Below are 26583 nucleotides of genomic sequence, written 5' to 3' on the forward strand. Positions count from 1 at the left end.
CGGGCGGGGCCGGGGGGTTTCGCCGGGCCTCTCCCCGGTCCCGTGCGAACCGGCCGGCCGGGTGGTGCGTCAACGCGTCACCGCGGTGCGGTAGACCCGCAGGTTGACCGGGATCAGCACCGCGATCAGGGCCGCCACCACGATCACCGCGAGCAGCACCGGGTGCCGGTCCGGCAGGCTGGTGCCGACCACCGACGGGGCGTTGCCCCACAGCTCCCGGCAGGCCGCGGCCACCAGGCTGACCGGGTTCCACTCGGCCACCGCGCGCAGCCAGGCGGGCAGCCCGGACAGCGGCATGAACGAGTTGGACAGGAACGACAGCACGACCAGGAACAGCGCCGAGATGCCGTTGATCGCCTCGGCGTTGCGCATCAGCATGCCGACCAGCGCGCCCAGCCAGAGCATCGCGTAGGCGAAGGCCAGCACCAGGACGAAGCCCAGGGCCGCCGAGCCGACGTCCTTGTGGATCCGCCAGCCGACGCCCAGGCCGGCCAGGGTGACGGCGAAGGTGGCGGCCGCGGCGGTCAGCAGGTCGGCCGCGGTGTGGCTGACCAGCACGGCGGAGCGGCCCATCGGCAGCGAGCGGAAGCGGTCGATCAGCCCGGTGCGCAGGTCGGTGGCCACGCCCAGCGCGGCGACGCCGACGCAGGTCAGGCCGACCTGGGCGAACACCCCGGCCATCACGTAGTCGTGGTACTCGCCGGAGCCGGTCACGGTCACCACGCTGGCGAACAGGTAGCCGAGCACGACCACCATGGTCACCGGGGTCAGGGTGATCGCGATGATCTTCTCCGGGGTGCGCCGCAGGTGCCGCAGGTGGCGGCCGATCAGCGCGGCGGTGTCTCCGATGGCCGTGCCGAGGCCGGCCGAGGCGCCGATGTCGCTCACTGCTCGTCTCCCGTCCGTCCGGCGGCGGCCGCCACCGGTTCCCGTTCGCCCTGCTCGGCCTCTTCGCCCTGCCCGGGCCGTTCGCCCTGCCCGGTCCGCGGCTGCGGTGCGCCCGGTGCGAGCGCGGGTGCGCCCTCCTCGGGGGCCCGGCCGATCTGGGTGCCGCGCCCGGTCAGGTGGAAGAACACGTCGTCCAGCGAGGGACGGCGCAGCGCGAAGTCCGTCACCGGCACCCGGGCCGTCTCCAGGGCGACCGCGGCGGCGGCGATGGTGCCGATGCCGTCGGCCAGTTGGACGGTGATCCGGCGCCCGGTGCGGTCCACCTCGGGTTGGGCGGCGGCCACCGGGGCGAGCACGGCCAGGGCCTGGGCGATGGCCGCGTCGGTGCCGACGCCCACCTCCAGCCACTCCTCGCCGACCTTGCGCTTGAGCTCGTCCGGGGTGCCCTCGGCGATCACCGTGCCGGTGTCGATGACCAGGATCCGGTCGGCCAGGAAGTCGGCCTCCTCCAGGTACTGGGTGGTGAGCAGCACGGTCACCCCCTGGGCGACCTGTTCGCGGACCATCTCCCAGAGCACCAGCCGGCTCGCCGGGTCCAGCCCGGTGGTCGGCTCGTCCAGGAACAGCACCTCGGGCCGGCCGATCAGCGCGGCGGCCAGGTCCAGCCGGCGGCGCATGCCGCCGGAGTAGGTCTGGGCCGGCTTCTCGGCGGCGTCCTCCAGCTCGAACCGGGCGAGCAGCTCGGCCGCCCGCTCCCGGGCGCCCTTGCGCCCCAGGTGCAGGAGCCGGCCCAGGAGTTCGAGGTTCTCGCGACCGGTGAGCAGCCCGTCGACGGCGGCGTACTGACCGGCCAGGCCGATCCGCCGGCGCACCTGGCGCTGCTGGCGCACGACGTCGAAGCCGGCCACCTCGGCCCGCCCCTGGTCCGGTTCGAGCAGGGTCGCGAGCAGTCGGACGGTGGTGGTCTTGCCGGCGCCGTTGGGGCCCAGCAGGCCGAGCACGGTGCCGGCCGCGACCTCGAGGTCCACGCCCTTGAGCGCGTGGTGATCGCCGTATCTCTTGCCGAGTCCGGTCGCCCTGATTGCGGTGTCCATCATTCATTCCCCCTTCCACGGAGGTCTGTGGATCGTTCGGAAAGCAGACGCCGGAGCACATTCCGGCGTGGAATCGTGAAATTCGGTGGAATCGTTCGGGTCGGCCCGCGGGCCCGGTCGGGTACTCGCGCACTCGACGACCGGTCGGTCGCTCGGGGCGGCCGGCCGACTTTCCCGAATCATCGGCCCGGCGTCACTCGAATGTGGTCCGCTCGAATGGTTGTCCCTCAACGGGGACCGACCGTAGCACCGGGGAAACGAGGCCGGTAAGGGGCTCCGGCCCGCCTCCGCTGGCAGCAGCTTGCCACCGCAGGATGCTGCAACTCCCAGGGGCTCCAAAGCCGTTCGCGAGGGCCTACGGTCATGGTTATTCCGCCGGTCCCCCTCGAGCCGGTCAGGACACATCCAACCCGTCTGTCGCCACCGCGGCTTGATCATTGCCGCCGATCGCAGGAGAGGTAATGGCACGTCAAAGCAATTTCGCGGCCCGGCTGGGCGAGTGGAGTGCCCAGCACCGCAAGACAGCCGTCTTCGGCTGGATCATCCTGGTCATCCTGGTCACCGTGCTCGGTGGCATGGTCGGGCAGAAGAGCCTGACCCAGGCCGACTACGGGACCGGGGAGTCCGGCAAGGCCGCCCAGATCCTCAAGGACGCCGGGATCAACGACCCGGTCAACGAGCTGATCCTGGTCCACAGCGACGCGCTGACCGCGGACTCCGCGGAGTTCCGCGGCGCCGTCCAGGCCACCGCCGACGCGGTCAACAAGACCGGTCTCGCCGAGAACCTGCGGGACCCGTACACCACCCAGGCCTTCTCGGCCGACAAGCACTCGGCGCTGATCATGTTCGCCGTCACCGGCGACCCGGACACCGCGGCCGACCGGATCGACCCGGTGATCACCGCCGTCCAGGACACCGCCAAGGCCCACCCCCAGGTGACCCTCGGCGAGTTCGGCGGCGCGACCGCCCTCAAGGGCATCAACGACAGCCTCGGCGACGACTTCACCCGCGCCGAACTGACCGCCCTGCCGGTCGCGTTGGGCATCCTGCTGGTGGTCTTCGGCGCCTTCGTGGCGGCCGTGCTGCCGGTGGCCCTGGCGGTCACCGCCTGCATCGGCGCGCTCGGGCTGCTCGCGCTGAGCAGCCAGGCGGTGCCGGTGGACGGCATGACCAACTCGGTGATGTTCCTGATGGGCCTCGCCGTCGGCGTCGACTACTGCCTGTTCTACCTGCGCCGCGAGCGCGAGGAGCGGGCGGCCGGCCGGGACAAGGCGACCGCGCTGCGGATCGCCGCCCACACCTCGGGCCACTCGGTGATGGTCTCCGGCCTCACCGTGATGGTCGCGATGGCCGGCATGTTCCTCTCCGGGCTGACCGTCTTCGAGGGCTTCGCGATGGCCACCATCGAGGTCGTCGCGGTCGCGGTGGTCGGTTCGATGACCGTGCTGCCGGCCCTGATGTCGATGCTCGGCGACAAGGTCGCGGCCGGCCGGATCCCGTGGATCAGCAAGCGCCGTCAGACCGCCGCGGCGAGCCCGAAGCCCGCCAACGCGCTGCTGCGCGGCGTGCTGGCCCGCCCGGGGATCTTCGCCCTGCTGTCCGCCGCCGTGCTGCTGGTGCTGGCCCTGCCGGCGCTCGGCATGAAGACCGAGAAGCTCGGCATGGACAAGCTGCTGCCCTCGGACAACCCGCTGGTCTCGGTCTCGCAGCGGATCGACCGCGAGTTCCCGGGGTCGCCCTCGCCCGCCACCGTGGTGGTCAAGGCCGACTCCATCGACTCGCCGCAGGTCGCCAAGAGCATCGAGGACTTCAAGCAGGCCGCCCTGGCCTCCGGGAAGACCGGCAACCAGATCGACGTGCGGTACTGGAAGGACAAGAACATCGCCCAGATCAGCGTTCCGCTGGCGGGCAACGGCACCGACGCCACCTCCAAGGCGGCCCTGTCGGCGCTGCGCGGGCAGATCGTCCCGCAGACCCTCAAGACCGTTCCGGGCACCACCGCGCTGGTCGCCGGCGACCTCGCCTTCTCGGTCGACTACAACAACCAGCTGGACCGCAGCATCGTCCCGGTGTTCGCCTTCGTCATGGGCGTCACCTTCCTGCTGATGCTGGTCTCCTTCCGCTCGCTGACCATCTCGATCACCTCGATCCTGCTCAACCTGCTCTCGGTGGCGGCCGCGTACGGCGTGATGACCGCGGTGTTCCAGCACGGCTGGGGCGCCTCGCTGGTGGGCACCAAGGCGCCGGGGGCGATCGAGTCCTGGATGCCGCTGTTCGTCTTCGTGGTGCTCTTCGGCCTCTCGATGGACTACCACGTGTTCGTGGTCTCCCGGATCCGCGAGGCCTACCTCTCGGGCAGGTCCAGCCGGGAGGCGGTCGGCCTCGGCATCCGCAACACCGCCGGGGTGGTCACCAGCGCCGGTCTGATCATGGTCGCGGTGTTCGCGGTCTTCGGCACCCTGGGCATGCAGGACTTCAAGCAGCTCGGCATCGGCCTGGCGGTCGCGGTCCTGCTGGACGCCACCCTGGTCCGCGCGGTGCTGCTGCCCGCGGTGATGGCCCTGCTCGGCGACGCCAACTGGTACCTGCCGCGCTGGCTGGGCGGCGGCCGCACCACCCGCGCCGCGCACGCCGCCGGGGCGCACCACGCCGCCGGCCAGCACGAGCCGGCCGGCACCGCCTACGTCGGCTGACCCGGCCCCGCCCGCCCCTCAGCACCGCCCGACCCCCGCCCGCACCGGGCGGACCCGACTGGAGCCACCACCGTGTTCGAGTTCAGAGTCATCGACGGCACCACCGCCCGCGAGCTCATCGCGGGAGCCCGCCCGAGGATCGTCCAGGAGGTCCGGGAGACCTACCTGACCCACGGCGCCGGCGAGTCCGTGAACCCCGACAGCTACTTCCTGCGGTTCCCGGCCAAGCCGGACGCCCGGATCATCGCCCTGCCGGCCTACCTCGGCGGCGGCGTCGGACTGGCCGGGATCAAGTGGATCAGCAGCTTCCCGGCCAACGTCGAGCGGGGCTTCCCGCGCGCCTCGGCCGCCCTGCTGCTGAACGACTACGAGACCGGCTACCCGTTCGCCGTCCTGGAAGCCTCGCAGATCAGCGCGGCCCGCACCGCGGCCTCCGCCGTGCTCGCCGCCGAGGTGCTCAGCGGCGGCCGTACGGCGGGCCGGCTGGCGGTGGTCGGCGCCGGCATCATCGCCCGCAACATCCTGGAGTTCTTCGGCGCCCAGCAGTGGGAGATCGACGAGCTGGTGGTGCACGACCGCAAGGCCGAGTACGCCCGGGCGCTGGTCGACCACGCCGACGCCGAACTCGGCTACCCGGCCCAGGTGGTGGAGGACCTGCACGAGGCGCTCAAGGGCGCCGACGTGGTGGTGCTGGCCACCACCGCGGGCGAGCCGTACATCCTCGACCCGGAGACCTTCGCCCCCGGGCAGCTGGTGCTCAACATCTCGCTGCGCGACCTCGCGCCGGAGATCATCGGCGGCGCGTACAACGTGCTCGACGACGTGGAGCACTGCATGAAGGCGAACACCTCTCCGCACCTGGCCGAACAGCTCTACGGCAACCGGGAGTTCGTCACCGGCACGCTGGCCCAGGTGATCGAGGGCGAGGTCGCCGTCGGCACCGACCGCCCGGTGGTCTTCTCGCCCTTCGGTCTCGGCGTGCTCGACCTGGCGGTCGGCGCGCTGGTGCACGACGAGGCGGTGGCGGCCGGCCGGGCGACCGAGATCCCCGGCTTCTTCGCGGAGACCACCCGCTGGTAGCCCCACCCCGGGCCCGCCCCACCGGGCCCGCCGACCCCGGGCCCGCCCCCCACGAAGGGCCCGGCACCACCGACGAGGGCCCCGACCGCCGTGACCGCGGTCGGGGCCCTCGTGGCGTGCTCAGGCCTGCGCGCCGCCGAAGCGCGCCGCCCAGGCCGCCAGGTCCTCGTCGGTGACCTTCGCGAACAGCACCGGCGGCACGGTGAACGGCGTCCCGGCCGGGACGAGGTCCAGCGCCCGGGCCGCGTCCCCGTCGATCCAGGTCCGGGTGTCCCCGGGCAGCGCGAAGGCGCCGCGCATCGCGGCCGCCGCGGTCGGGATGAACGGCTCGGACACCACCGCGTACAGGTGGATCAGGTTCATCGCCGTCCGCAGGGTCAGCGCCGCCGCCTCCGGGTCGGTCTTCACCTGGATCCAGGGCGCCTTCTCGTCCAGGTAGGCGTTCCCGGCGCTCCACAGCGCGCGCAGAGCCTGCGCCGCCTTGCGGAAGTTGAGCGCCTCCAGCTGGGCCTCGTACTCGGCCAGCAGGCCGGCGGTCTGCTCGCCGAGCCGCTCCTCGGCCCCGCCCGGCGCGGCCCCGGCCGGGACCTCGTCGCCGAAGCGCTTGCGGCTGAACGAGAGCACCCGGTTCACGAAGTTGCCGAGGGTGTCGGCGAGGTCCTTGTTGACCACCGAGGCGAAGAGGTCCCAGGTGAAGCTGGAGTCGTCCGACTCGGGGGCGTGCGCCATCAGGAAGTAGCGCCAGTAGTCGGCGGGCAGCAGCTCCAGCGCGACGTCGGTGAAGATGCCGCGCTTCTGGCTGGTGGAGAACTTCCCGCCGTAGTACGTCAGCCAGTTGAAGGCCTTGACGTAGTCGACCTTCTTCCACGGGCGGCGCGAGCCGAGGATCGTCGCCGGGAACATCACGGTGTGGAACGGGACGTTGTCCTTGGCCATGAACTCGGTGTAGCGGACGGTGTCGTCGGCCTCGTACCACCAGGACCTCCAGTCCCGCGGCTGCCCGGCCGGGGCGGCGTCCGCCCACTCCTTGGTGGCGCCGATGTACTCGATCGGGGCGTCGAACCAGACGTAGAAGACCTTTCCCTCGGCGGCCAGTTCGGGCCACACGTCGGCCGGCACCGGGACGCCCCACTCCAGGTCGCGGGTGATCGAGCGGTCCTGGAGGCCCTCGGTCAGCCACTTGCGGGCGATCGAGGAGGCCAGCACCGGCCAGTCGTCGCCGTGCGCGGCGATCCAGGCCTCGACCTCCTCGGTCAGCTTCGACTGGAGCAGGAACAGGTGCCTGGTCTCCCGGACTTCGAGGTCGGCGCTGCCGCTGATCGCCGAGCGCGGCTCCAGCAGGTCGGTCGGGTCCAGCACCCGGGTGCAGTTCTCGCACTGGTCGCCGCGCGCCTTGTCGTAGCCGCAGTGCGGGCAGGTGCCGACGATGTAGCGGTCCGGCAGGAAGCGGCCGTCGGCGTTGGAGTACACCTGGCGGACCGCGCGCTCCTCGACGAAGCCGTTGCGCTGGAGCTCGCGGGCGATCTCCTGGGTGATCTCCCGGTTCTGCGGCGAGGAGCTGCGGCCGAAGTGGTCGAAGGACAGCCCGAAGCCGTCGTACACCGCCCGCTGGGCGTCGTGCGCCCGGGCGCAGAACTCGGCGACCGGCAACCCGGCCTCCTGCGCCGCCAGTTCGGCGGGCGTGCCGTGCTCGTCGGTGGCGCAGATGTACAGCACCTCGTGGCCGCGTTGGCGCAGGTAGCGGGCGTGGACGTCCGCCGGGAGCATCGACCCGACCAGGTTGCCCAGGTGCTTGATCCCGTTGATGTACGGAAGGGCGCTGGTGATCAGGTGCCGAGCCATCCTCGGATGCTCCGATTTCTCCCGCACGCGCACCCCACCCGGAGTGCGGTGCCAGGCGCAGGGGTCCACTGTGGGCTGCCAAGCCTACCGTCGGCCGCCCCGCCGACCGGCCCGCGACGGGGGCAGCGCGGCCTCACGGACGGGTGAAGTCGGCGTACCGGTCGAACTCCCCGGCCTTGACCCCGCGGACGAACGCCGCCCACTTGCGCGGCGTGGTCCGCACGACCACCTCGGGCAGGTCCGACTCGCGGATCTCCACCTGCCCGGCGTAGGTTCTGACCTCCACGCAGTCGGTGCTCTCGCCGCTGGCCGACGCCTTGCGCCACGTACTCATGAGAAGTCTTTCAGTAAGGCCCGGATGAACTCCCGGGACTCCGCCGCCCCCAGCGCGATCGCCGCGGTCTTCTCCTTGATCCGTCGGTAGGACGACAATTCCGCCTCGGAGTGCACGAACTTCGGCCCGTGCACGAGCTCGATCTGGACGGTGTCCAGCTCCGGGACGGGCCCGCGCGCGAGATACGGGCTCTCCGAGGAGCCGGTGTACGTGGGCACACTGAACGGGATCACCCGGATCTCCAGTCCGGGCCGCTCGGAATTCAGCAGCAGGCTGTGCAACTGGTCGCGCAGCACGGCGGGGCCGCCGAACTGCATCCGCAGCGCGGATTCGTGCAGGATCGCGCTGTACGGCTTCGGGCGGTCGACGAAGATCTGCTGGCGCCGAATCCGGAATTCCTTCCGGACCTGCGCCTCCTGGCGGTGCTGGGCGGGGAGCCGCTCGAACACCGCGGCCGCGTAGTCCGGGGTCTGCAGCAGCCCGGGGATGAAGGTGCTGTTGAGGATGGAGAGCGACGCGGCGTGGTGCTCCATCTCGGCGATGTCGATGATCCCGCCGGGCATCCGGCCCCGGTAGCCGTCCCACCAGTACTTGCGGCGGTCCTGGGTCATGGCGAGCAGCGCGTCCAGGTACGGGCCGTCGGGGCAGCCGCAGGTGCGCGCCCAGGTCCGGAGCCGTTCGGCGCTGATGCCCGACTTCCCGTTCTCCATCTGGGAGATCTTGGGCAGGTCGGTGCCGATCGTGGCGGCCAGGCTCTTGGGCGTCACGCCCACGCGTTCGCGCATCTTGCGCAGCTCGATCCCCAGGCGCTGCTGGCGGACGGTCGGCGACAAGCGGGGTGGCATGACTCTCTTCTCCGGATCGCGGCTTCGGTCGATGCTTCCGGTGAAGTGTGACGTGCACACCGGGCCCTAGCTAGCGAATTGGGGGATACCCCACGATGGAGTGAACGTCCAGTCCCTCGGTAGCAACTCTGGCACCCTGACCCTATGGTCGTCCGTGTCACTCGCTGACTTGTTGTCCCCTAAACAGTCGCCAAGTCGCCTATCGGCCCTGCCAATCAGCCGTAAATACACCCAGATGCACGGTCAGGGCGTTCGGCATCACCGACCGGAGACAGCCGTGCCCCTTCCTCCCCCTCCCGGCCCCCCGCACCCGCGCCCCCACCGCCCCCACCTCCCCCAGCGCATTTCCGTACCCCGGTGAATGCCCTTCTGGTCGCCGGATTGTCCGCCCTCCTCCTCGCCGTCCTTTTCGTCGGCTGGCTGGTCTGGCTGGTCAACATGCAGCCCCGGGAACTCCGCGCGACAAAACGGGAGTTGATCCCCCGTCATTCCACCCGCGCCGAGCACGAATAGCCCCGGCCCGGGGCCCGCCGTCAGCCGCGGGCGAGGCGGGCGGTCAGGCGGGCCTTGGCGGGGGGCCACTCGTCGGCGAGCATCGAGAAGTAGGCGCTGTCGCGCCAGGTGCCGGTGGGGCGGAGGCGGTGGCGGCGCAGGACGCCCTCGAACCGGGCGCCGAGGCGCAGGATGGCGTTGCGGGAGCGCTCGTTGAGGGCGTCGGTCTTCCAGTAGACGCGGCCGGTGCCGAGGTCCTCGAAGGCGTGGGTGAGCAGCAGCAGCTTGGCCTCGCTGTTGACCGCGGTGCGCCAGACGGAGCGGGCGTACAGGGTGCCGCCGATCTCGACGGACTCGTCCGTGGGGTTGATGTCGTGGTAGCCGGTGATGCCGACGGCGGTGCCGGCCGCGAGGTCGACGGCGGCGAACCAGACCGAGTCGCCCCGCTCGGCCCCGGCGATGCGGAGGTCCAGGATGCGGCCGAGCTCCTCCTCGGAGGCCGGCGGGAGGTCCATGGTCCAGCGCCAGACCTCGGGGTCGGAGCCGATGGCGGCCCACAGGTCGGCGAGGTGGTGGCGCCCCAGCGGCTCCAGGCGGATGTGGCGGCCGGTGAGGGTGATGGCGGTGGGCGGCTTCGCGGTCATGCCCCCGAACGTAGCGCGCCTCTGCACTAGATGCAATGGATTTACGTACTAGTGCAATGAGTCGAGGGCAAAGCGGAGGGCCCCGCGGGACGGTGCGTCCCGCGGGGCCCTCCGGAGGAACGGGCTCAGATGAACGAGTTGATCTGGATCGTCTCGTCCCGGCCCGGGCCGACGCCGATGGCGGAGATCGGCGCGCCGGACATCTCCTCCAGCGCCTTCACGTAGGCCTGGGCGTTCTTCGGCAGCTCGGCGAAGGTCTTCGCCTTGCTGATGTCCTCGGTCCAGCCCGGCAGCGTCTCGTAGATCGGCTTGGCGTGGTGGAAGTCCGACTGGTTGTAGGGGAGTTCCTCGACCCGCCGGCCGTCGATCTCGTACGCGACGCAGACCGGGATCTGCTCCCAGCCGGTCAGCACGTCGAGCTTGGTGAGGAAGAAGTCGGTGAGGCCGTTGACCCGGGTCGCGTAGCGCGCGATGACGGCGTCGAACCAGCCGCAGCGGCGGTCGCGGCCGGTGGTGACACCGCGCTCGCCACCGATCCGGCGCAGCGCCTCGCCGTCCTCGTCGAGCAGCTCGGTCGGGAACGGGCCGGAGCCGACGCGGGTGGTGTAGGCCTTGAGGATGCCGATGACCCGGTCGATCTTGGTGGGGCCGATGCCGGCGCCGGTGCAGGCGCCGCCCGCGGTCGGGTTCGACGAGGTCACGAAGGGGTAAGTGCCGTGGTCGACGTCGAGCAGGGTGCCCTGGCCGCCCTCCAGCAGGACGACCTTGTTCGCCTTGAGCGCCTCGTCCAGGACGAGGGTGGTGTCGGCGAGGAAGGGCCGGATCTTGTCCGCGTAGCCCAGGTACTCCTCGACCACCAGGTCGGCCGGGATGGCGCGGCGGTTGTAGAGCTTGACCAGGATCTGGTTCTTGTCGTGCAGCGCCGCCTCGATCTTCTGGCGCAGGATCGACTCGTCGAACAGGTCCTGGACCCGGATGCCGACGCGGTTGATCTTGTCCGCGTAGGTCGGGCCGATGCCGCGGCCGGTGGTGCCGATCCGGCGCTTGCCGAGGAAGCGCTCGGTGACCTTGTCGATGGTCCGGTGGTACGGGGTGATCAGGTGGGCGTTGCCCGAGACCAGCAGCTTCGAGGTGTCGATGCCGCGCTCGTTCAGGCCGGCCAGCTCGGAGAGCAGCACGCCCGGGTCGATGACGACGCCGTTGCCGATGACCGGGGTCACGTTCGGGCTGAGGATGCCGGAGGGGAGCAGGTGCAGGGCGTACTTCTGGTCGCCGATGACCACCGTGTGACCGGCGTTGTTGCCGCCCTGGTAGCGGACGACGTAGTCGACGGAGCCGCCGAGGAGGTCGGTGGCCTTCCCCTTGCCCTCGTCCCCCCACTGAGCGCCAACGAGCACGAGTGCCGGCACAGGCGTACACCCCTTCCGGTTGGGGCATCCTGCGTAGGCCGCAGTCTGCCCCGAGATAGACGAAGCCCCTGGCGCAATGGCGCAAGGGGCTCTTGCACCGAGAGATTACCTGAGGAAGGACCGGTCGTGTCGTCCCTGTCCACGCCTGGAACCGGCGGTCCCGAGCCCCTTCTGCTGCTGCTCGACCCGGTGGCCCGGCGGACCGACGGGGAGTCGGTGCGGATCGCGAGGGACGTGCTCTGCGGGGGTGCGGACGTCAAGGTGGCCTATCCGGACAACCCGACCGAACTCGACCGGATGCTTTCGCACCGGGGTCGGCGGCGACCGGTGGTGATCGGTTCCGACCTCGCCCTGCAGCGGGTGCTCCAGGCCCTGCACCGCCAGCGTGAGCTGGGCGCGGATCCGGTGGGCATGGTTCCGGTCGGCCGCGCGGAGGAGCTGGCGGCGGCCCGCGCACTGGGTGTGCCGGAGGAGCCGGTGCGGGCCGCGCGGGCGGTGCTGTCGGGGTCGCCGCGCACCTTCGACCTGCTGGTGGACGACGGTGGCGGGGTGGCGCTCGGCGGGGTGCGGATCACCGGCGGCGGAGCGCCCCGCTCGGAGGGCCGTCCGGGTGGTTGGCGTTCGCTATGGGCGAAACTGGCTGCGGCCGAGCAGGCGAACGCACTCACCTCCGACGCGGTCGACCACAGCCCCCGGGTCCGGGTCGAGGCGGACGGCCGGCTGCTGGCCGACGTGCACCGCCCGGTCCGGCTGGTCGAGCTGACCCTCACCGGTGCCGGCGCGGACGGCGCCGGCGTGCTGGAGGTGGTGGTCCGCGCGCCCGGCGCGCTGGTGCGGGCGCGGGCGGCCAGCGTCTCGGTGGTCGGGCGCGGCTTCGGCTACGAGGCGGACGGCCATCCGGTCGGCCCGGTCCGGGCCCGGACCTGGACGGTGCACCCGGGCGCCTGGGGCCTGTTGCTGCCCGCCGCGTGACCTCCGGGTGAATCCCGGGTGAGCAGGCTCACGTTCGGAGCCGCCCGGCGACCACCGCTGCGCACACGGAAGGCCCCAACAGGCGCGAACCGCAAGGCCAACCGCCGCCCGCCGGAATTCCCCCACCCGAATTCCCGGCTCCGTAAGGGGTTTTGTCTACGCGCGTTACTCCGCGATCTCCGCCCGGAGCGGACCTCCCGGGTACCGGAAGCCCTGGTCAACTGCCCTAGACTCGAAGGCGTGCCACGTGGTGACGGAAGACTCAACCACGATCTTCTTCCCGGTGAGAAAGGCCCCCAGGACGCTTGCGGCGTCTTCGGTGTCTGGGCTCCCGGCGAGGAGGTCGCCAAGCTCACGTTCTTCGGCCTTTACGCCCTGCAGCACCGCGGTCAGGAATCCGCGGGCATCGCAGTGAGCAATGGCTCCCAGATTCTCGTCTTCAAGGACATGGGACTCGTCTCCCAGGTCTTCGACGAGGCCTCCCTGGGGTCGTTGCACGGGCATATCGCCGTCGGACACGCCCGCTACTCGACCACCGGTTCCTCGGTCTGGGAGAACGCCCAGCCGACCTTCCGGGCGACCGTCCACGGTTCGCTGGCCCTCGGGCACAACGGAAACCTGGTGAACACCGCCGAACTGGCGGCCATGGTCGCCGAACTGCCCGGCGAGGAGCACGTCTCGCGCTCCGGCCGGACCGCCGCGACCAACGACACCGACCTGGTGACCGCGCTGCTGGCCGGCCACCCGGACCTCTCCATCGAGGAGACGGCCAAGGTCGTGCTGCCGAAGGTCAAGGGCGCCTTCTCGCTCGTCTTCATGGACGAGCACACCCTCTACGCCGCCCGCGACCCGCAGGGCATCCGCCCGCTGGTGCTCGGCCGGCTGGAGCGCGGCTGGGTGGTCGCCTCCGAGACGGCGGCGCTGGACATCTGCGGCGCCTCCTTCATCCGCGAGGTCGAGCCCGGCGAGCTCATCGCCATCGACGAGAACGGCATGCGCACCTCGCGCTTCGCCGAGGCCAAGCCCAAGGGCTGCGTCTTCGAGTACGTCTACCTGGCCCGCCCCGACACCTCCATCGCCGGCCGCAACGTGCACCTCTCCCGGGTGGAGATGGGCCGTCGGCTGGCCGTGGAGGCCCCGGTCGAGGCCGACCTGGTGATAGCGACGCCCGAGTCCGGCACCCCCGCCGCGATCGGCTACGCCGAGGCCAGCGGCATCCCGTACGGCTCCGGCCTGGTGAAGAACGCCTACGTGGGCCGCACCTTCATCCAGCCCAGCCAGACGATCCGCCAGCTCGGCATCCGGCTCAAGCTGAACCCGCTGCGCGAGGTCATCGCCGGCAAGCGCCTGGTGGTGGTGGACGACTCGATCGTCCGCGGCAACACCCAGCGCGCGCTGGTGAAGATGCTGCGCGAGGCGGGCGCCGCCGAGGTGCACATCCGGATCTCCTCGCCCCCGGTGAAGTGGCCCTGCTTCTTCGGCATCGACTTCGCCACCCGCGCGGAGCTGATCGCCAACGGCATGACCATCGAGGAGATCGGCCGCACGCTCGGCGCCGACTCGCTCTCGTACATCTCGATCGACGGCATGATCGAGGCCACCAAGCAGCCCAAGGACAAGCTCTGCCGGGCCTGCTTCGACGGCGAGTACCCGATGGAGCTGCCGGACCCGGCGCTGCTCGGCAAGCTCCTGCTGGAGGCCGAGATCAAGGGCGGCCAGCAGCAGCCGGCCGTCCGCGGCAAGCCGACCAGCGGCAGCGACCTGGACGGCGTCCAGTCGCTGCTCGGCGGGGCGGGCGCGGCCGACGCGCTGCGCCGCCCGTAGCGAATCCACGGTGGGGTCCCGCGAACCGGGGCCCCACCGCTGTTTCCGAACCACCCCCACCTGACCCGAAAGGGCCGCACGCAGTGACCAGCAACCAGAACGGCGCCACCTACGCCGCCGCCGGTGTCGACATCGAGGCGGGCGACCGCGCCGTCGAGCTCATGAAGCAGTGGGTGAAGAAGGCCAGCCGCCCCGAGGTGGTCGGCGGTCTCGGCGGCTTCGCCGGCCTCTTCGACGTGTCCGCCCTCAAGAACTACGAGCGGCCGCTGCTGGCTTCGGCCACCGACGGCGTGGGGACCAAGGTGGCCATCGCGGCCGCCATGGACAAGCACGACACCATCGGCCACGACCTGGTCGGCATGGTCGTGGACGACCTCGTGGTGTGCGGCGCCGAGCCGCTCTTCATGACCGACTACATCTGCGTCGGCAAGGTCGTCCCGGAGCGGGTCGCCTCGATCGTCAAGGGCATCGCCGAGGGCTGCGCGCTGGCCGGCTGCGCCCTGGTGGGCGGCGAGACCGCCGAGCACCCGGGCCTGCTCGGCCCGGACGAGTACGACGTCGCGGGCGCCGGCACCGGCGTGGTCGAGGCCGACGCGCTGCTGGGCGCCGAGCGGGTCCGGGCCGGCGACGTGGTGATCGCGATGGCCGCCTCCGGCCTGCACTCCAACGGCTACTCGCTGGTCCGCCACGTGCTGCTGAACGAGGCCGGCTGGAAGCTGGACCGCAAGGTCGAGGAGTTCGGCCGCACCCTCGGCGAGGAGCTGCTGGAGCCGACCCGGATCTACTCGCTGGACTGCCTGGCGCTCACCCGCGCCACCGAGGTGCACGCCTTCTCGCACGTCACCGGCGGCGGCCTGGCGGCCAACCTGGCCCGGGTGATCCCGGAGGGCCTGCACGCCCGCCTGGACCGCGGCACCTGGACCCCGCTGCCGGTCTTCCGGACCGTCGCCGAGGTCGGCAAGGTGGCCACCCTGGAGATCGAGAAGACGCTCAACATGGGCGTCGGCATGGTCGCCGTCGTCCCGCCGCACTCGGTGGACGTGGTGCTGTCGATCCTGGAGGACCGGGGCGTCGAGGCCTGGCTGCTCGGCGACGTGGTCGACCGCACGGACGAGCACGAGGCCGGTGCGGCCCTGTACAACGCCTACGAGGGCTTCACGACGGCCTGACGGCCGGTCGGACGCGCAGAGGGCCCCTCCGGTGCACCGGAGGGGCCCTCTCGCACGTAGCGGTGCCCCCGGTCGCCCAGGGCCCATCCGCCCCGAGCCGAAGGGGCGCGCCGGTGCCGAAAGGGAGAAGCGAGGGAGCGAGGAACGAGCGAGGGAGCGCCGAGCGTCGGCACCGGGTCGGAGCGCCCCGGAGGCGAGCGGGCGAGTAGCAGCACAGCAACGCCGAAGACCGGTCCGGCGCCCAGGGGCGTCAGGACCGGTCAGGCGAAGCTGCGGTTACGAGCGGCGGGAGGCCTGCGACGGCCCGGTGCCCGGCTCGCTGTCGTCCTCGTCGTCGAGGTCGGCGTAGCGGGCGGCGTACTCCGCGTACGGGTCGTCGTCCTCCACCTCCTCGATCGGCTCAGGGTCGATCGGAGCGGTGGACGGCGATGCGCCCAGCTCGTTGGACAGACGGTTAGCATCGAACCCGCCGCTGTTGTACTTCAGCTCGCGGGCGACCTTCGTCTGCTTGGCCTTGGCCCGGCCGCGCCCCATGGGTCGACCCCCTCAACGATGGGGCTCACGGCCCCGAGTCTGACACGTGTTCATGATCAGGACCGGCCTGCCCGAATGGGAGGACCGTCCCTTGGAGCATTAACGGTACCTGTTTCCGCCGCTGGACGGTACGTCGTGGTTGTGACGTGGCGCGCACTGACCGCACCCGAGACCAGGTCTTCCCAGGTCAGGGGAGGTTTTGCGGCGATTTGCACGCTGTCCAGAGGTGTCTCGGGTCCGTCGTTCCAGGACTGATTATCCCCCCTACGGGGGCGTTGGATCACCTGATCGGACGCAGAAGTGAGAATCCGGTTCCACATCGTGATGCGCGGGGGGCCGGAGGTGGCGGCCCCCCGCGCATCAGGCGCCCGGGAGGGGTCCGGAGGGGGTCCGGGCGGAGCCGGACCGGCCCGCCGGATCAGCCGCGGCGCGAGCCCGGCAGCAGGACCGTGCGCAGCGCGCTGATCTCGCGCATCCGCTTCTCGGCCAGGCGGTCCGCGGCGACGGCCGGCGGGATGCCGTCGGAGGCGGCCCGGGTGAAGATCTCCAGGGTGGTGTCGAAGATCTTGGTGGCCTTGTTCTTGGCCCGCTCGAAGTTGAAGCCGTCGATCTCGTCGGCGACCTGGATCACGCCGCCGGAGTTCACCAGGTAGTCGGGGGCGTAGAGGATGCCGCGGTCGGCCAGGTCCTTCTCGACGCCCGGGTGGGACAGCTGGTTGTTGGCCGCACCGCAGACGATCGAGGTGCCGAACCCGCCGAGCGCGGCGACCACGTCGTCGGTCAGCGCGCCGCCGAGGGCGCACGGGGCGTAGACGTCCAGCTCGGCCCGGAGCAGGGCGGCGGTGTCGGCGACCACCTCCACCTCGGGGTGGGCGGCGCGCACCCGGTTGACGGCCGCCTCGAACGGGTCGGTGACGACGACGGTGGCGCCGTCCGCGACCAGGTGGCCGACCAGGTAGTGGCCGACCTTGCCGACGCCCGCGACGCCGACCCGCTTGCCGCGCAGGGTCGGCTGGCCCCAGCGGGCCTGGGCGCTGGCGCGCATGCCCTGGAAGACGCCGAAGGCGGTCAGGATGGAGGAGTCGCCGGCGCCGCCGTGCTCGGGCGAGCGGCCGGTCACGAACTCGGTCTCGCGCGCGATGACGTCCATGTCCTGGACGTAGGTGCCCACGTCGCAGGCGGTGATGTAGCGGCCGCGCAGCGACTCGACGAAGCGGCCGTAGGCGCGGAGCATCGCCTCGTTCTTGTCCTTGTTCGGGTCGCCGATGATGACGGCCTTGCCGCCGCCGAGGTCGAGCCCGGCCAGCGCGTTCTTGTAGGACATGCCGCGGGACAGGTTCAGCGCGTCCTCCAGGGCCGCCTCCTCGGAGGCGTACGGGAAGAAGCGGGTGCCGCCGAGGGCGGGGCCGAGCGCGGTGGAGTGGATGGCGATGATCGCCTTGAGACCGGAGCTGCGGTCGTGGCAGAGGACGACCTGCTCGTGGCCGTCGCCGGGGGCGCCGTCCTGCTCGGTCCGGAAGATCCTGCTGAGCACACCGGGTGCGGGGTGCGTGGCGGGGGTCTGTACGTCGGTCACTGTGGTGACTCCAGTATCGAGGGCCCGCTGCTGTGGTGCGGGCGTCTGGGGCGAAAGCGTAGTCGCGCGCGCGGGCCCGACCGGCCCTCTTGTCCGAGCTTGTGCCCATTGTCCGAGGAGTGAGACGCGAGGGGGCCGGAGTCCGGGCGCGAACGGTTCGGGGTCGCGCCCTCCCGGGGCCGGGCGGCGCGTGCGACCATGCAGGACGTGACCGTCGTGCGCACCTCCGTACTGCCGCCCTACGCGGCCCACCTGCGGGTCTACGAGCCGCTGGCGGCCTATCCGGAGCCCGAGCGGGCGCACTGGCAGGCCTACGCCGCGGAGCACGGGCCGGACGCCGCCGCGGCGGAGCAGTCGGTCGCGGCGGCGGTGCTGGAGGAGCAGCGGGCCGCCCTGGTGGAGCTGGCCGCCCGCACGCCCCGGGCGCTGCCGGAGCAGGAGAGCGGCCGGGCGTACCTGCGGACCGTGGACGGCGTACTGTACGTGTGCCCGTGGGCGACCAGGCTGCGCAGTTGGCAGGCGCTGGAGGAGCTGCGGGCGGGGGCCCCGGTGGCGCTGGTGGACACCGCGGTGCCGCCGGTGACCCGGGCGGCCGCCGAGGCGGACCGGGAGCGCTGGCTGGCCGGGCACCCGGACGCCCGGCCGTGGATCCTCACCAGCCGGTGGGAGGTCCCGGTGCGCTGGTTCCTGCCGTTCGGGGACGAGGACCGGTGCTTCGTTCCGGGGGGAGCGGGCACGGAGGAGGGGGAGCGGGGGAGGCCGGCGGCGCTGTTCTACCTGGTGCCGATGGCCCAGGCGCGGCGCCGGGTGGCACGGGCCTACCGGGCGCTGCGCGAGGCGGTGCCGGACGGGGAGCTGGTGCGCGGGGCGGAGCGGGTCGGGCGGTGGCTGGAGGAGTTCCATCCGCGCTCGCTGGTGGAGCTGGACTACGGGGGGCTGGTGCATCTGCTGGGGCCGGAGCGGTTGTTGGCGGACCGTTCGGCGGGGGAGCTGGAGGACGGGCTGCGCGCGCTGCGGGCCGGGGACACCGCGGAGGCGCTGCGGGCGTACGGGGAGCTGACGGGGCGGTGGCAGCGGGTGCTGGCGCTGCGGCACGCGAACTGACGTCGGACCTCCCGTGTATGACTGTCAGAGGTCTTTGGTCCACAACGGTGCCGACCAAGGTCCCGGTTCGGGTCAATAGCTGTCGAACGTGACACTACTCACCGTTGACGCGAACTAACCCCTATGTGCAAAAATGGGACAACCAGCCCAACTTCACGTGAGCGTGCCCACTTTTGGGTGGTTCTGGAGTCGATGCGTGCTTTGCGGGGAAACGGAGGGTCTGGTCCCCTCGTAACCGGACGTCACGGCCGTGTGACTGTCCGTTATGGGGTGGTCCATCGCCATCCGTCGGCCTTGAACCCGTGAGGGGTCAATTTTGGCGGTTTGGTCGATAGGGCTGGACGGATGGTGTAGTTGTAGACACCAGGACAAGCCGTTCGTCCTATAACCGACTCGGCCCGTCTATGCCATTTCGGGCATCGCGGGCCAAGGTGCAGAATTTGAAGGATAGAACCGCCCTGGTTCGGTTCTCCCGAGGAGGCCGCTCATGACCGCTCGTACCCCTGATGCTGAGCCGCTGCTGACGCCGGCAGAGGTTGCCACCATGTTCCGCGTGGACCCGAAGACGGTCACCCGCTGGGCCAAGGCCGGCAAGCTCACGTCGATCCGCACGCTCGGCGGTCACCGCCGCTACCGTGAGGCGGAGGTGCGCGCTCTGCTGGCGGGGATTCCCGCTCAGCGCACTGAGGCCTGATAGGCCAAAGGCTCTTTCGAAGGGGCCGCTTACCGGACTCCGCCGGGTCCGGTAAGCGGCCCCTTTGTCATACCCGGCGACGGCCCCCAACGGTCGGAATGCTGAACTCCGGATAACGATTCGGTGCGCATGGTGCGGGGGGGATTTACAGTGAATAACAGTGCAATTTTACATATTAAATTAGTGGAGTCCGGAACGGGTCGTTTCGAGGGCGGTTTCACGGGGGTGCGGGTGACGACCGTCACGCGTTCAACCACTTGTGGTCCGGATCCGGTGCGGAGTAGGGGCCGTACGGCCAAACGCGAGAGGCCCGGAACCTTGACGATTCCGGGCCTCTCGCACTGCGGCGATCCTGACGGGACTTGAACCCGCGACCTCCACCTTGACAGGGTGGCGAGCTAACCAACTGCTCCACAGGACCAGAGTGTTCTGATCTCGTTCACCCGCTTGCCGCGCTGCGAACAAGACAGACTGTAGCCCATGGTGGGCCCCCAGGTCGAACTGGCTCCTGAGGGCCCCACGGCGCACCCGCAGCTCAGCGGTGCCGCCCGGGTCACAGCGTGGCCCGGGCCGCCTCCATCGCCTTGGTGATCCGCTTCTCCGAGACCGGGCTCGGCGTGCCCAGCCCCTGGGCGAAGAAGCTGACCCGCAGCTCCTCGATCATCCAGCGGATCGCCAGCACCTCCGCGGAGGGCTGCTGCCCGGCCGGCACGGCGGCCAGCAGCTCCCCGTACGCCTGCTGCACCTGCTGGACCTTCAGCAGCTGCTGGGCGTCCCGCTGCGGGTGGTTGGGCAGCGCCTCCAGCCGGCGGTCCACCGCCAGCAGGTAGCGCTTGAGGTCGGGCAGCCGCTGCCAGCCGGTGGCGGTCACGAAGCCCGGGTGCACCAGCGAGGCCAGGTGCAGCCGGACGTCGTTCACCGCGTTCAGCAGCACCGGGCTGCTCACCGACTTCAACCGGGTCGAGGCCTTGTGGAAGGCGATCAGCGCGGTGGCCGTCTTGAGCGTGGTGTCCGCGGACAGGTCGTACAGGTCCGTCCGCACCTTGTCGTGCAGCTTGGCGAAGGCCGCCTCGTCCCAGGCCGGGCCGCCGGCCAGCGTCATCAGCCGGTCGGTCGCGGCGGCGACCACGTCCTCGAACAGGGCGGCGATCGAGCCGTGCGGGCTGTGCGAGAGCGCCAGCTTGGCCTGGTTGCCCAGCCGGCCCTGGATCGACTTGGCCGGGGAGGTGGTGGTCAGCATCAGCAGCCGGCGGGTGCCCGCCCACATCGCCTGCGCCTGCGCCGGCGGGGTGTCGAACAGCTTCACGCCGACCGTGGCGCCCTCGTCCACCAGCGCCGGGTAGGCGCGCAGCGAGTGGCCGCGGGAGCGCTGCTCGAAGGTGCGCTGGAGCACCGGCAGCCCGGCCGGCCAGGCGGTCAGCCCGCTCTGCTCGATGCCCTGCCCGGAGGCGGCCGAGGAGAGCGTCTCCTTGAGCTTGGGCTTGAGCCTCAGCCGCAGCTCCTCCAGGTCCTTGGACTCGGCCAGCCGGCGCTTCCCGTCCACCACCCGGAAGGTCACCTTGAGGTGCTCCGGGACCCGCTCGTCGTCCCAGGCCTCCGGGGGCACCGTGACGGCCGTCAGGCGCTTGAGGGCGTGCTCCAGGGACGGCAGCAGCGGTTCCTGGCGGTCCTTCACCGCGCGCAGCGCCGCCCGGGCGAAGTCCGGGGCCGGCACGAAGTTGCGCCGGATCGCCTTCGGCAGCGACTTGATGTACGCGGTGACCAGCTCCTCCCGCAGACCGGGGATCTGCCAGTCGAAGCCCTCCGCGGTGACCTGGTTGAGCACCGGCAGCGGGATGTGGACGGTCACGCCGTCCGCGTCGCTGCCCGGCTCGAACTGGTAGGTCAGCCGGAAGCGCAGCTTGCCCTGCTGCCAGTGGTCCGGGTAGTCGGCCTCGGTGACGCCGTCCGCGGCGTCGTTGATCAGCATCGACTTCTCGAAGTTCAGCAGGTCCGGCTGCTCGTGCCGGGCCTTCTTCCACCAGGAGTCGAAGTGCCGGGTGGAGACGACCTCCTCGGGCAGCCGGGCGTCGTAGAAGTCGAACAGGGTCTGGTCGTCCACCATGATGTCCCGGCGGCGGGCCCGGTTCTCCAGCTCCTCGACCTCGCCGAGCAGCTTGCGGTTCTCGGCGAAGAACCTGTGGTGGGTCTCCCAGTCGCCCTCGACCAGCGCGTTGCGGATGAACAGCTCGCGACAGAGCTCCGGGTCGATCCGGCCGTAGTTGATCTTCCGCTGGGCGACGATCGGCACCCCGTAGAGGGTCACCTTCTCGTAGGCCAGCACGGCACCGGACTTCTTCTCCCAGTGCGGCTCGCTGTAGCTGCGCTTGATCAGGTGCCCGGCCAGCGGCTCGACCCACTCGGGCTCGATCTTCGCGTTGATCCGGGCCCACAGCCGGGAGGTCTCCACCAGCTCGGCCGACATCAGCCAGCGCGGCGGCTTCTTGAACAGGCCGGAGCCCGGGAAGACCGCGAAACGGGCGCCGCGGGCGCCGCCGTACTCGCGCTTCTCCACGTCGAACAGGCCGATGTGGGAGAGCAGTCCGGCCAGCAGCGACTGGTGGATCCGGTCCGCGTCCGGCTCGGCGTCGGGGTGCGGCTCCTCGATCGTCACGCCCAACTGCTTGGCGACGGTGCGCAGCTGGGTGTAGACGTCCTGCCACTCCCGTATCCGCAGGTAGTTGAGGAAATCGGACTTGCACATCCGGCGGAAGGCCGAGGAGGAGAGCTCCTTCTGCTGCTCCCGGACGTAGCGCCACATCGCCAGGTAGGACAGGAAGTCGGAGGTCTCCGAGGTGAACCGGCGGTGCCGTTCGTCGGCGGCCTGGCGCTTCTCGGCCGGGCGCTCGCGCGGGTCCTGGATGGACAGCGCGGCGGCGATCACCATGACGTCCCGGACGCAGCCGTTCCGGTCCGCCTCCAGCACCATGCGGGCCATCCGCGGGTCGACCGGGAGCTGGGCCAGCTTGCGGCCGAGCGCGGTCAGCCGCTTGCGCGGGTCCTTCTCCTCCGGGTCCAGCGCGCCCAGTTCGTGCAGCAGGTGGACGCCGTCCTTGATGTTGCGCGAGTCCGGCGGGTCCAGGAACGGGAAGGCGGAGATGTCGCCCAGGCCCGCCGCCGTCATCTGCAGGATCACCGAGGCCAGGTTGGTGCGCAGGATCTCGGCGTCGGTGAACTCCGGGCGGGAGAGGAAGTCCTCCTCCGAGTAGAGCCGGATGCAGATGCCGTCCGAGGTGCGGCCGCAGCGGCCCTTGCGCTGGTTGGCGCTGGCCTGGCTGATCGCCTCGATCGGCAGCCGCTGCACCTTGGTGCGGTGGCTGTAGCGGGAGATCCGGGCGTTGCCCGGGTCGATCACGTACTTGATGCCGGGGACGGTCAGCGAGGTCTCGGCCACGTTGGTGGCCAGCACGATCCGGCGGCTGCCGGAGCGCTGGAACACCCGGTGCTGCTCGGCCGAACTGAGCCGGGCGTACAGCGGGAGGATCTCGGTGCCGCGCAGTTTCAGCTTGGTGAGGGCGTCGGCGGTGTCGCGGATCTCGCGCTCGCCGGAGAGGAAGACCAGGATGTCGCCCGGGCCCTCGTCCTGGAGCTCCTGGGCTGCCTCGCAGATCGCCTGGATCTGGTCGCGGTCGCGGTCCGCCTCGTCGGCCTCGTCGTCGCCGTCGTCCAGGACGGGGCGGTAGCGGACCTCGACCGGGTAGGTGCGGCCGGACACCTCGATCACCGGGGCGTCGCCGAAGTGCCGGGCGAAGCGCTCCGGGTCGATGGTCGCGGAGGTGATCACGACCTTGAGGTCGGGGCGGCGGGGGAGCAGCTGCTTGAGGTAGCCGAGCAGGAAGTCGATGTTGAGGCTGCGTTCGTGCGCCTCGTCGATGATCAGGGTGTCGTACTGGCGCAGGTCCCGGTCGGTCTGGATCTCCGCCAGCAGGATGCCGTCCGTCATCAGCTTGACCAGGGTGTCCCGGCCGACCTGGTCGGTGAACCGGACCTTCCAGCCGACCGCCTCGCCGAGCGGGGTGTCCAGCTCCTCCGCGACGCGCTCCGCCACCGTGCGGGCGGCGATCCGGCGCGGCTGGGTGTGGCCGACCAGACCGCGGACGCCGCGGCCCAGCTCCAGGCAGATCTTCGGGATCTGGGTGGTCTTGCCGGAACCGGTCTCACCGGCGACGATCACCACCTGGTGGTCCCGGATCGCCGCCAGGATGTCGTCCTTCTTCTGGCTGACCGGGAGCTCGGCGGGATAGGTGATCTTCGGCACTGCGGCCCGGCGCTGCTCGACCAGCAGCTCGGCGCGGTCGATCTCGGCGGCGATCTCGGCGGCGACCTGCTGACGGGCCTCCGGCTTGCGGACCCGGCGGGCCCCCTCCAGCCGGCGCCCGATCCGCACCTCGTCGCGAAGGGTCAGCTCGGGCAGGCGGGCGGCCAGCTCACCGATTCCGGGACCCTCGGCGGGAACGGAGGCGGACTGGACTGCGGGAGAACTCACTGCGGGCATCCCTCTAGGTTCGCAAGGAGGCACGGCGGAGCGCACCTCGGTTTTCGAGCCCCTCCAGTGTCACAGCCGCCGGTGCCCAATCGCGAACGCCGGGCGCCCCGGTCGCGCGGGCCGCGCGGAACGCGTCCGACGGGTCGGGTGGAACGCGTTCGACGGGCCGGGCAACGATCCACGGCGGTTCCGGACTCTGGAGGGGGAGGAGGTGCTCATGGGAGCCCACGAGACCGCACGGGACGAGGAGTTCCGGGCGTTCACCGGCAGTGCGTGGTCACGGCTGCTGCGGACGGCCTACCTGCTGGCGGGGGACCGGCACGGCGCCGAGGACCTGGTCCAGCAGGCGCTGGAACGGGCCTACGTGCACTGGAACAAGGTCCGGGCGGCCGACGACCCGAACGCCTACGTGCGCCGCATCCTGATCAACGAGCACGCCCGGCGGTACCGGCGCAGACCGGTCGAGTACCTGGTCGAGGCCTTCCCCGACCGGCCCGCCCCGGCCGGCCCCGACCCGGACGACCGGGCCGTGCTGCTCGGCGCCCTCGCCGCCCTGCCGCCGCGCCAGCGGGAGGCCGTCGTCCTGCGGTACTGGGAGGACCTCAGCGAGTCCCAGACCGCGGCCGCGATGAACTGCTCGGTCGGCACGGTGAAGAGCCAGGCCGCCCGGGGGCTGGCCAAACTGCGGGAGTCCTCCTCACTCAACGGACTGGCCAGCATCGGAGGTAGCAGCAGATGAGCACGGAGTCCATGCCCGGGGACGAGGACGTGGAGGCGGCCGAGGCCGTGGTCTCGTGGGAGCTGGGCGAGCTGGCGGACAGCGTCGAGGCCGGGCCGGTGCCGTACGACCGGCTGCTGGCCGGCGGGCGGCGGCGGCTGCGGCGGCGCCGGCTGCTGACCGGGGCGGCGGTTGCCGGGCTGGTCGTCGCGGTCGGCGGGGCGGGGACGCTGATCGGCGGCCCGGGCACGGTGTTCGGCGGGTACGGGCGGGGCGCCGGCAGCGCCTCGGTGGCGGCGGTCCCGCCGGCGGCCGTCTCCCCGGCGGCTCCGGGCGCCCCGTCGGCGCCGGAGCTGCCGGGGCCCGGGGTGGCCCCGGTGTCCCCGACGGTCTCCTCGGCCGGAGCCGCCCCGACGGCCTCCGCGACGCCCTCGCCGTCCCGGCCGGCCCGGGACCCGTTCTCGCCGCTGCGGGTCAAGATCAACGAAGGCACGGTGAGCGGCCACGCCCTGGAAGCCTGGATCGCCCTGTGGCCGGCCGCGCCCACCGCGGCGGACGGCCTGGCCCAGGCCCGGCTGATCCAGCAGGAGCGGAGAACCGTCGACCCGCGCCTGCCGGACGACCCCCAGGGGGGCGGCCTCCAGCCCTGGACCCCGAACACCGACCGGGCCGAGGTCTACCTGACCGTGGACGGCAAACGGCAGCCGGGCGACTTCGTCGACCCGGTTCCCGGCCCGGGCGGGACGGCGCAGGACGATCAGGGTGCCGTGATCGGCAGCCGCGGGCTCAACCGCGTCGTCGACACGGGGGGCAGCCCGCAGATGGTGGTCGTCAAGGCCCGGCCCGAGGTCGAGAGGGTCGTGGTCAAGTGGGAGAGCGGCATGGTCATCGAGACGGAGCCGGTGGCGGTCGGCGACTCCCCGGTCCGCTGGTACGCCGTCATCCGCATCCCGGCACCCGGCAACAACACCGTCGTCTCCTACGCGGCCGACGGATCGGTGCTGCGGACCCAGAAGGCCTGGTGGTGAGCGGGGCCGGAGCTCAGGGCTGGAGCGCGGCCTCGTCGGCGTCCGGGAGCCAGTCCCGGGCCGGGTCGTACTCCAGCCACCGGCTGCGGGCCGCCTCCGCGGTGAACGCCCCCAGTAGGAAGTCCAGTTGGCCGCCCCGGTCGGCGCCCCGGTCGGAGCGCCAGAGCAGCGACCAGGCGTAGAGGGGGGTCGGGCCGGCCAGGGGAACGGTCCGCACACCCGGGCGGCCGGGCAGCGGGCCGTCGGCCGGCACCAGCGAGAAGCAGGTCGGATCCGCGGCGACCTGGTCCAGGAAGTGCTCCAGGCCGAGGTTGGTCGAACCGACCCGGCCGTCGATGCCGAACCGGGTGGCGAAACGGGTCAGGAAGTCCAGGCGGTCCACCGCCGCCGGGTAGCGCAGCACGCTGCCGCGCAGATCGGTCGGGGCCAGGGCGTCGCGGCCCGCCAGCGGATGGTCGGCGCTCAGCAGGGCGTCCACCGGCTCCAGGCGGACCAGGCGGTGCGTCAGACCGGCGTCGGTGCCGCCGGGGAGGGCGTGCACCCGGCCGAACCCGGCATCCGACTCGCCGCGCAGCACCGCGGCCGCCACGGAGGGCAGGTCGCGGCCGGGCACCGGCTCCACCTCCAGGCCCGGCGCCGCGTCCACCGCCTGGGCGAGGGTGCGCATCGGGGCGTACAGGTGGCCCCACACGTCGATCCGCAGGGGCCGCCCGGCACCTGCCACCGCCGCCACGGCCCGCTCTCCCTGGGACAGCAGGCGGCGGGCGGGCTCCAGGAACCGGGCGCCCGGGGCGGTCAGGGTCACCCCGCGGGCGCCGCGTTCCAGCAGGCGGACGCCGAGGGCGGCCTCCAGGCGGGCCACCCGCTTCGACAGGCCCTGCTGGGTGATGCCCAGGCGGCCGGCGGCGCGGCCGAAGTGGAGTTCTTCGGCGGTTGCGGTGAAGGCTCTTACCTGTGCCAGATCCAGATCCACCTCGGCACCCTAGCGGGTGCCGTTGTGGGGGTGGGGGGGCCGCTGCGCGGGGCTGGGGTGGGGTGGTGGGCTTTCGGGAGGGTGGGTGGGTCCGGGGGCGGTTCCGGGGGTGGGTGCTCCGGCGGCTGGGTGATTTTCGGACCTG

21 protein-coding genes and 1 tRNA gene are annotated in these 26583 nt (G+C 71.6%); 10 read left to right on the top strand and 12 right to left on the bottom strand.

Annotation, left to right across the window (positions count from 1 at the left end; translation table 11 throughout):
* Positions 1–69: 69 nt before the first annotated feature.
* Both ACFC1T_RS35890 and ACFC1T_RS35895 read right to left on the bottom strand, forming a co-directional pair.
* Complete coding sequence (locus tag ACFC1T_RS35890; protein WP_375896273.1) at positions 70–888, bottom strand: ABC transporter permease; 819 nt, start codon at positions 886–888, stop codon at positions 70–72.
* Entirely contained in the window at positions 885–1982 is a 1098-nt protein-coding gene (locus ACFC1T_RS35895) for an ATP-binding cassette domain-containing protein (RefSeq protein ID WP_375896321.1), read from the bottom strand. The genes ACFC1T_RS35890 and ACFC1T_RS35895 overlap by 4 nt, the downstream gene beginning before the upstream one ends.
* A 461-nt stretch (positions 1983–2443) precedes the next feature.
* On the opposite strand from ACFC1T_RS35895, the gene ACFC1T_RS35900 reads away from it, so the two are divergent.
* On the top strand, positions 2444–4675 hold the full coding sequence (locus ACFC1T_RS35900) for an MMPL family transporter (protein ID WP_375896276.1): 2232 nt from the start codon (positions 2444–2446) through the stop codon (positions 4673–4675).
* A gap of 72 nt (positions 4676–4747) precedes the next feature.
* Entirely contained in the window at positions 4748–5755 is a 1008-nt protein-coding gene (gene sbnB, locus ACFC1T_RS35905) for a 2,3-diaminopropionate biosynthesis protein SbnB (RefSeq protein ID WP_375896278.1), read from the top strand.
* Positions 5756–5875: 120 nt separating this feature from the next.
* On the opposite strand, the gene metG is transcribed toward sbnB, so the two are convergent.
* The 3 genes from metG to ACFC1T_RS35920 all read right to left on the bottom strand — a co-directional run bounded on the left by metG (position 5876) and on the right by ACFC1T_RS35920 (position 8776).
* Entirely contained in the window at positions 5876–7597 is a 1722-nt protein-coding gene (gene metG, locus ACFC1T_RS35910) for a methionine--tRNA ligase (RefSeq protein ID WP_375896281.1), read from the bottom strand.
* A 133-nt stretch (positions 7598–7730) separates the two neighbouring features.
* Entirely contained in the window at positions 7731–7931 is a 201-nt protein-coding gene (locus ACFC1T_RS35915) for a DUF397 domain-containing protein (RefSeq protein ID WP_375896283.1), read from the bottom strand.
* Positions 7928–8776 (bottom strand): helix-turn-helix domain-containing protein, encoded by an 849-nt coding sequence (locus tag ACFC1T_RS35920; RefSeq protein WP_375896286.1) that lies wholly within the window; start codon positions 8774–8776, stop codon positions 7928–7930. The genes ACFC1T_RS35915 and ACFC1T_RS35920 overlap by 4 nt, the downstream gene beginning before the upstream one ends.
* 357 nt (positions 8777–9133) lie before the next feature.
* On the opposite strand from ACFC1T_RS35920, the gene ACFC1T_RS35925 reads away from it, so the two are divergent.
* Positions 9134–9289, top strand: coding sequence for a hypothetical protein (locus ACFC1T_RS35925; RefSeq protein ID WP_375896289.1), 156 nt, complete (start codon positions 9134–9136; stop codon positions 9287–9289).
* Positions 9290–9309: 20 nt separating this feature from the next.
* Here ACFC1T_RS35925 and ACFC1T_RS35930 read toward each other — a convergent pair whose 3' ends face one another.
* Positions 9310–9912: a GNAT family N-acetyltransferase gene (locus tag ACFC1T_RS35930; protein ID WP_375896291.1), complete on the bottom strand. Its 603-nt coding sequence runs from the start codon at positions 9910–9912 to the stop codon at positions 9310–9312.
* Positions 9913–10037: 125 nt separating this feature from the next.
* A complete protein-coding gene (locus tag ACFC1T_RS35935; RefSeq protein ID WP_375896292.1) occupies positions 10038–11321 on the bottom strand; it encodes an adenylosuccinate synthase in 1284 nt (427 codons plus the stop codon).
* Positions 11322–11447: 126 nt separating this feature from the next.
* On the opposite strand from ACFC1T_RS35935, the gene ACFC1T_RS35940 reads away from it, so the two are divergent.
* The 3 genes from ACFC1T_RS35940 (at position 11448) to purM (ending at position 15286) form a co-directional block, all read left to right on the top strand.
* Positions 11448–12293 carry a diacylglycerol kinase gene (locus tag ACFC1T_RS35940; RefSeq protein WP_375896295.1) on the top strand — a complete coding sequence of 282 codons (846 nt, stop codon included), beginning with the start codon at positions 11448–11450 and terminating at the stop codon, positions 12291–12293.
* A gap of 240 nt (positions 12294–12533) precedes the next feature.
* On the top strand, positions 12534–14117 hold the full coding sequence (gene purF / locus ACFC1T_RS35945; RefSeq protein WP_375896298.1) for an amidophosphoribosyltransferase: 1584 nt from the start codon (positions 12534–12536) through the stop codon (positions 14115–14117).
* Between the two features lie 83 nt (positions 14118–14200).
* A complete protein-coding gene (gene purM, locus ACFC1T_RS35950; protein ID WP_375896300.1) occupies positions 14201–15286 on the top strand; it encodes a phosphoribosylformylglycinamidine cyclo-ligase in 1086 nt (361 codons plus the stop codon).
* A 276-nt stretch (positions 15287–15562) separates the two neighbouring features.
* Here purM and ACFC1T_RS35955 read toward each other — a convergent pair whose 3' ends face one another.
* A complete protein-coding gene (locus ACFC1T_RS35955) occupies positions 15563–15820 on the bottom strand; it encodes a DUF3073 domain-containing protein (protein ID WP_375896303.1) in 258 nt (85 codons plus the stop codon).
* Positions 15821–16238: 418 nt separating this feature from the next.
* A complete protein-coding gene (locus tag ACFC1T_RS35960; RefSeq protein WP_375896306.1) occupies positions 16239–17396 on the bottom strand; it encodes a Glu/Leu/Phe/Val dehydrogenase dimerization domain-containing protein in 1158 nt (385 codons plus the stop codon).
* A gap of 207 nt (positions 17397–17603) precedes the next feature.
* On the opposite strand from ACFC1T_RS35960, the gene ACFC1T_RS35965 reads away from it, so the two are divergent.
* The gene (locus tag ACFC1T_RS35965) at positions 17604–18500 is read left to right on the top strand and encodes a hypothetical protein (RefSeq protein ID WP_375896309.1); all 897 of its coding nucleotides are present in this window, start codon (positions 17604–17606) and stop codon (positions 18498–18500) included.
* Positions 18501–18987: 487 nt separating this feature from the next.
* A complete protein-coding gene (gene bldC, locus ACFC1T_RS35970) occupies positions 18988–19194 on the top strand; it encodes a developmental transcriptional regulator BldC (RefSeq protein WP_014137253.1) in 207 nt (68 codons plus the stop codon).
* A 347-nt stretch (positions 19195–19541) separates the two neighbouring features.
* On the opposite strand, the gene ACFC1T_RS35975 is transcribed toward bldC, so the two are convergent.
* Together ACFC1T_RS35975 and hrpA are read right to left on the bottom strand one after the other, a co-directional pair.
* Positions 19542–19615 (bottom strand) — tRNA-Asp (locus tag ACFC1T_RS35975).
* 132 nt (positions 19616–19747) lie between these two features.
* The gene (gene hrpA, locus ACFC1T_RS35980) at positions 19748–23728 is read right to left on the bottom strand and encodes an ATP-dependent RNA helicase HrpA (RefSeq protein WP_375896312.1); all 3981 of its coding nucleotides are present in this window, start codon (positions 23726–23728) and stop codon (positions 19748–19750) included.
* A 208-nt stretch (positions 23729–23936) separates the two neighbouring features.
* Here hrpA and ACFC1T_RS35985 point away from each other — a divergent pair, with 208 nt between their 5' ends.
* Positions 23937–24458, top strand: a complete 522-nt coding sequence (locus ACFC1T_RS35985) for a SigE family RNA polymerase sigma factor (RefSeq protein WP_375896314.1) — start codon at positions 23937–23939, stop codon at positions 24456–24458.
* A complete protein-coding gene (locus tag ACFC1T_RS35990; RefSeq protein WP_375896317.1) occupies positions 24455–25465 on the top strand; it encodes a hypothetical protein in 1011 nt (336 codons plus the stop codon). Before ACFC1T_RS35985 ends, ACFC1T_RS35990 begins: the two co-directional genes overlap by 4 nt.
* A gap of 13 nt (positions 25466–25478) precedes the next feature.
* On the opposite strand, the gene ACFC1T_RS35995 is transcribed toward ACFC1T_RS35990, so the two are convergent.
* The gene (locus ACFC1T_RS35995) at positions 25479–26438 is read right to left on the bottom strand and encodes a LysR family transcriptional regulator (RefSeq protein WP_375896318.1); all 960 of its coding nucleotides are present in this window, start codon (positions 26436–26438) and stop codon (positions 25479–25481) included.
* Between the last annotated feature and the right edge of the window lie 145 nt (positions 26439–26583).

The sequence above is a fragment of the Kitasatospora sp. NPDC056076 genome (genome assembly GCF_042266305.1).
Taxonomy (GTDB): Bacteria; Actinomycetota; Actinomycetes; order Streptomycetales; family Streptomycetaceae; genus Kitasatospora.

Coding starts and splice junctions, on each gene's coding strand:
- ACFC1T_RS35915 (WP_375896283.1), bottom strand. CDS start 7,931: ATGAGTACGTGGCGCAAGGCGTCGGCCAGCGGCGAGAGCACCGACTGC.
- metG (WP_375896281.1), bottom strand. CDS start 7,597: ATGGCTCGGCACCTGATCACCAGCGCCCTTCCGTACATCAACGGGATC.
- ACFC1T_RS35930 (WP_375896291.1), bottom strand. CDS start 9,912: ATGACCGCGAAGCCGCCCACCGCCATCACCCTCACCGGCCGCCACATC.
- hrpA (WP_375896312.1), bottom strand. CDS start 23,728: ATGCCCGCAGTGAGTTCTCCCGCAGTCCAGTCCGCCTCCGTTCCCGCC.
- bldC (WP_014137253.1), top strand. CDS start 18,988: ATGACCGCTCGTACCCCTGATGCTGAGCCGCTGCTGACGCCGGCAGAG.
- ACFC1T_RS35900 (WP_375896276.1), top strand. CDS start 2,444: ATGGCACGTCAAAGCAATTTCGCGGCCCGGCTGGGCGAGTGGAGTGCC.
- ACFC1T_RS35920 (WP_375896286.1), bottom strand. CDS start 8,776: ATGCCACCCCGCTTGTCGCCGACCGTCCGCCAGCAGCGCCTGGGGATC.
- ACFC1T_RS35990 (WP_375896317.1), top strand. CDS start 24,455: ATGAGCACGGAGTCCATGCCCGGGGACGAGGACGTGGAGGCGGCCGAG.
- ACFC1T_RS35955 (WP_375896303.1), bottom strand. CDS start 15,820: ATGGGGCGCGGCCGGGCCAAGGCCAAGCAGACGAAGGTCGCCCGCGAG.
- ACFC1T_RS35895 (WP_375896321.1), bottom strand. CDS start 1,982: ATGGACACCGCAATCAGGGCGACCGGACTCGGCAAGAGATACGGCGAT.
- ACFC1T_RS35985 (WP_375896314.1), top strand. CDS start 23,937: ATGGGAGCCCACGAGACCGCACGGGACGAGGAGTTCCGGGCGTTCACC.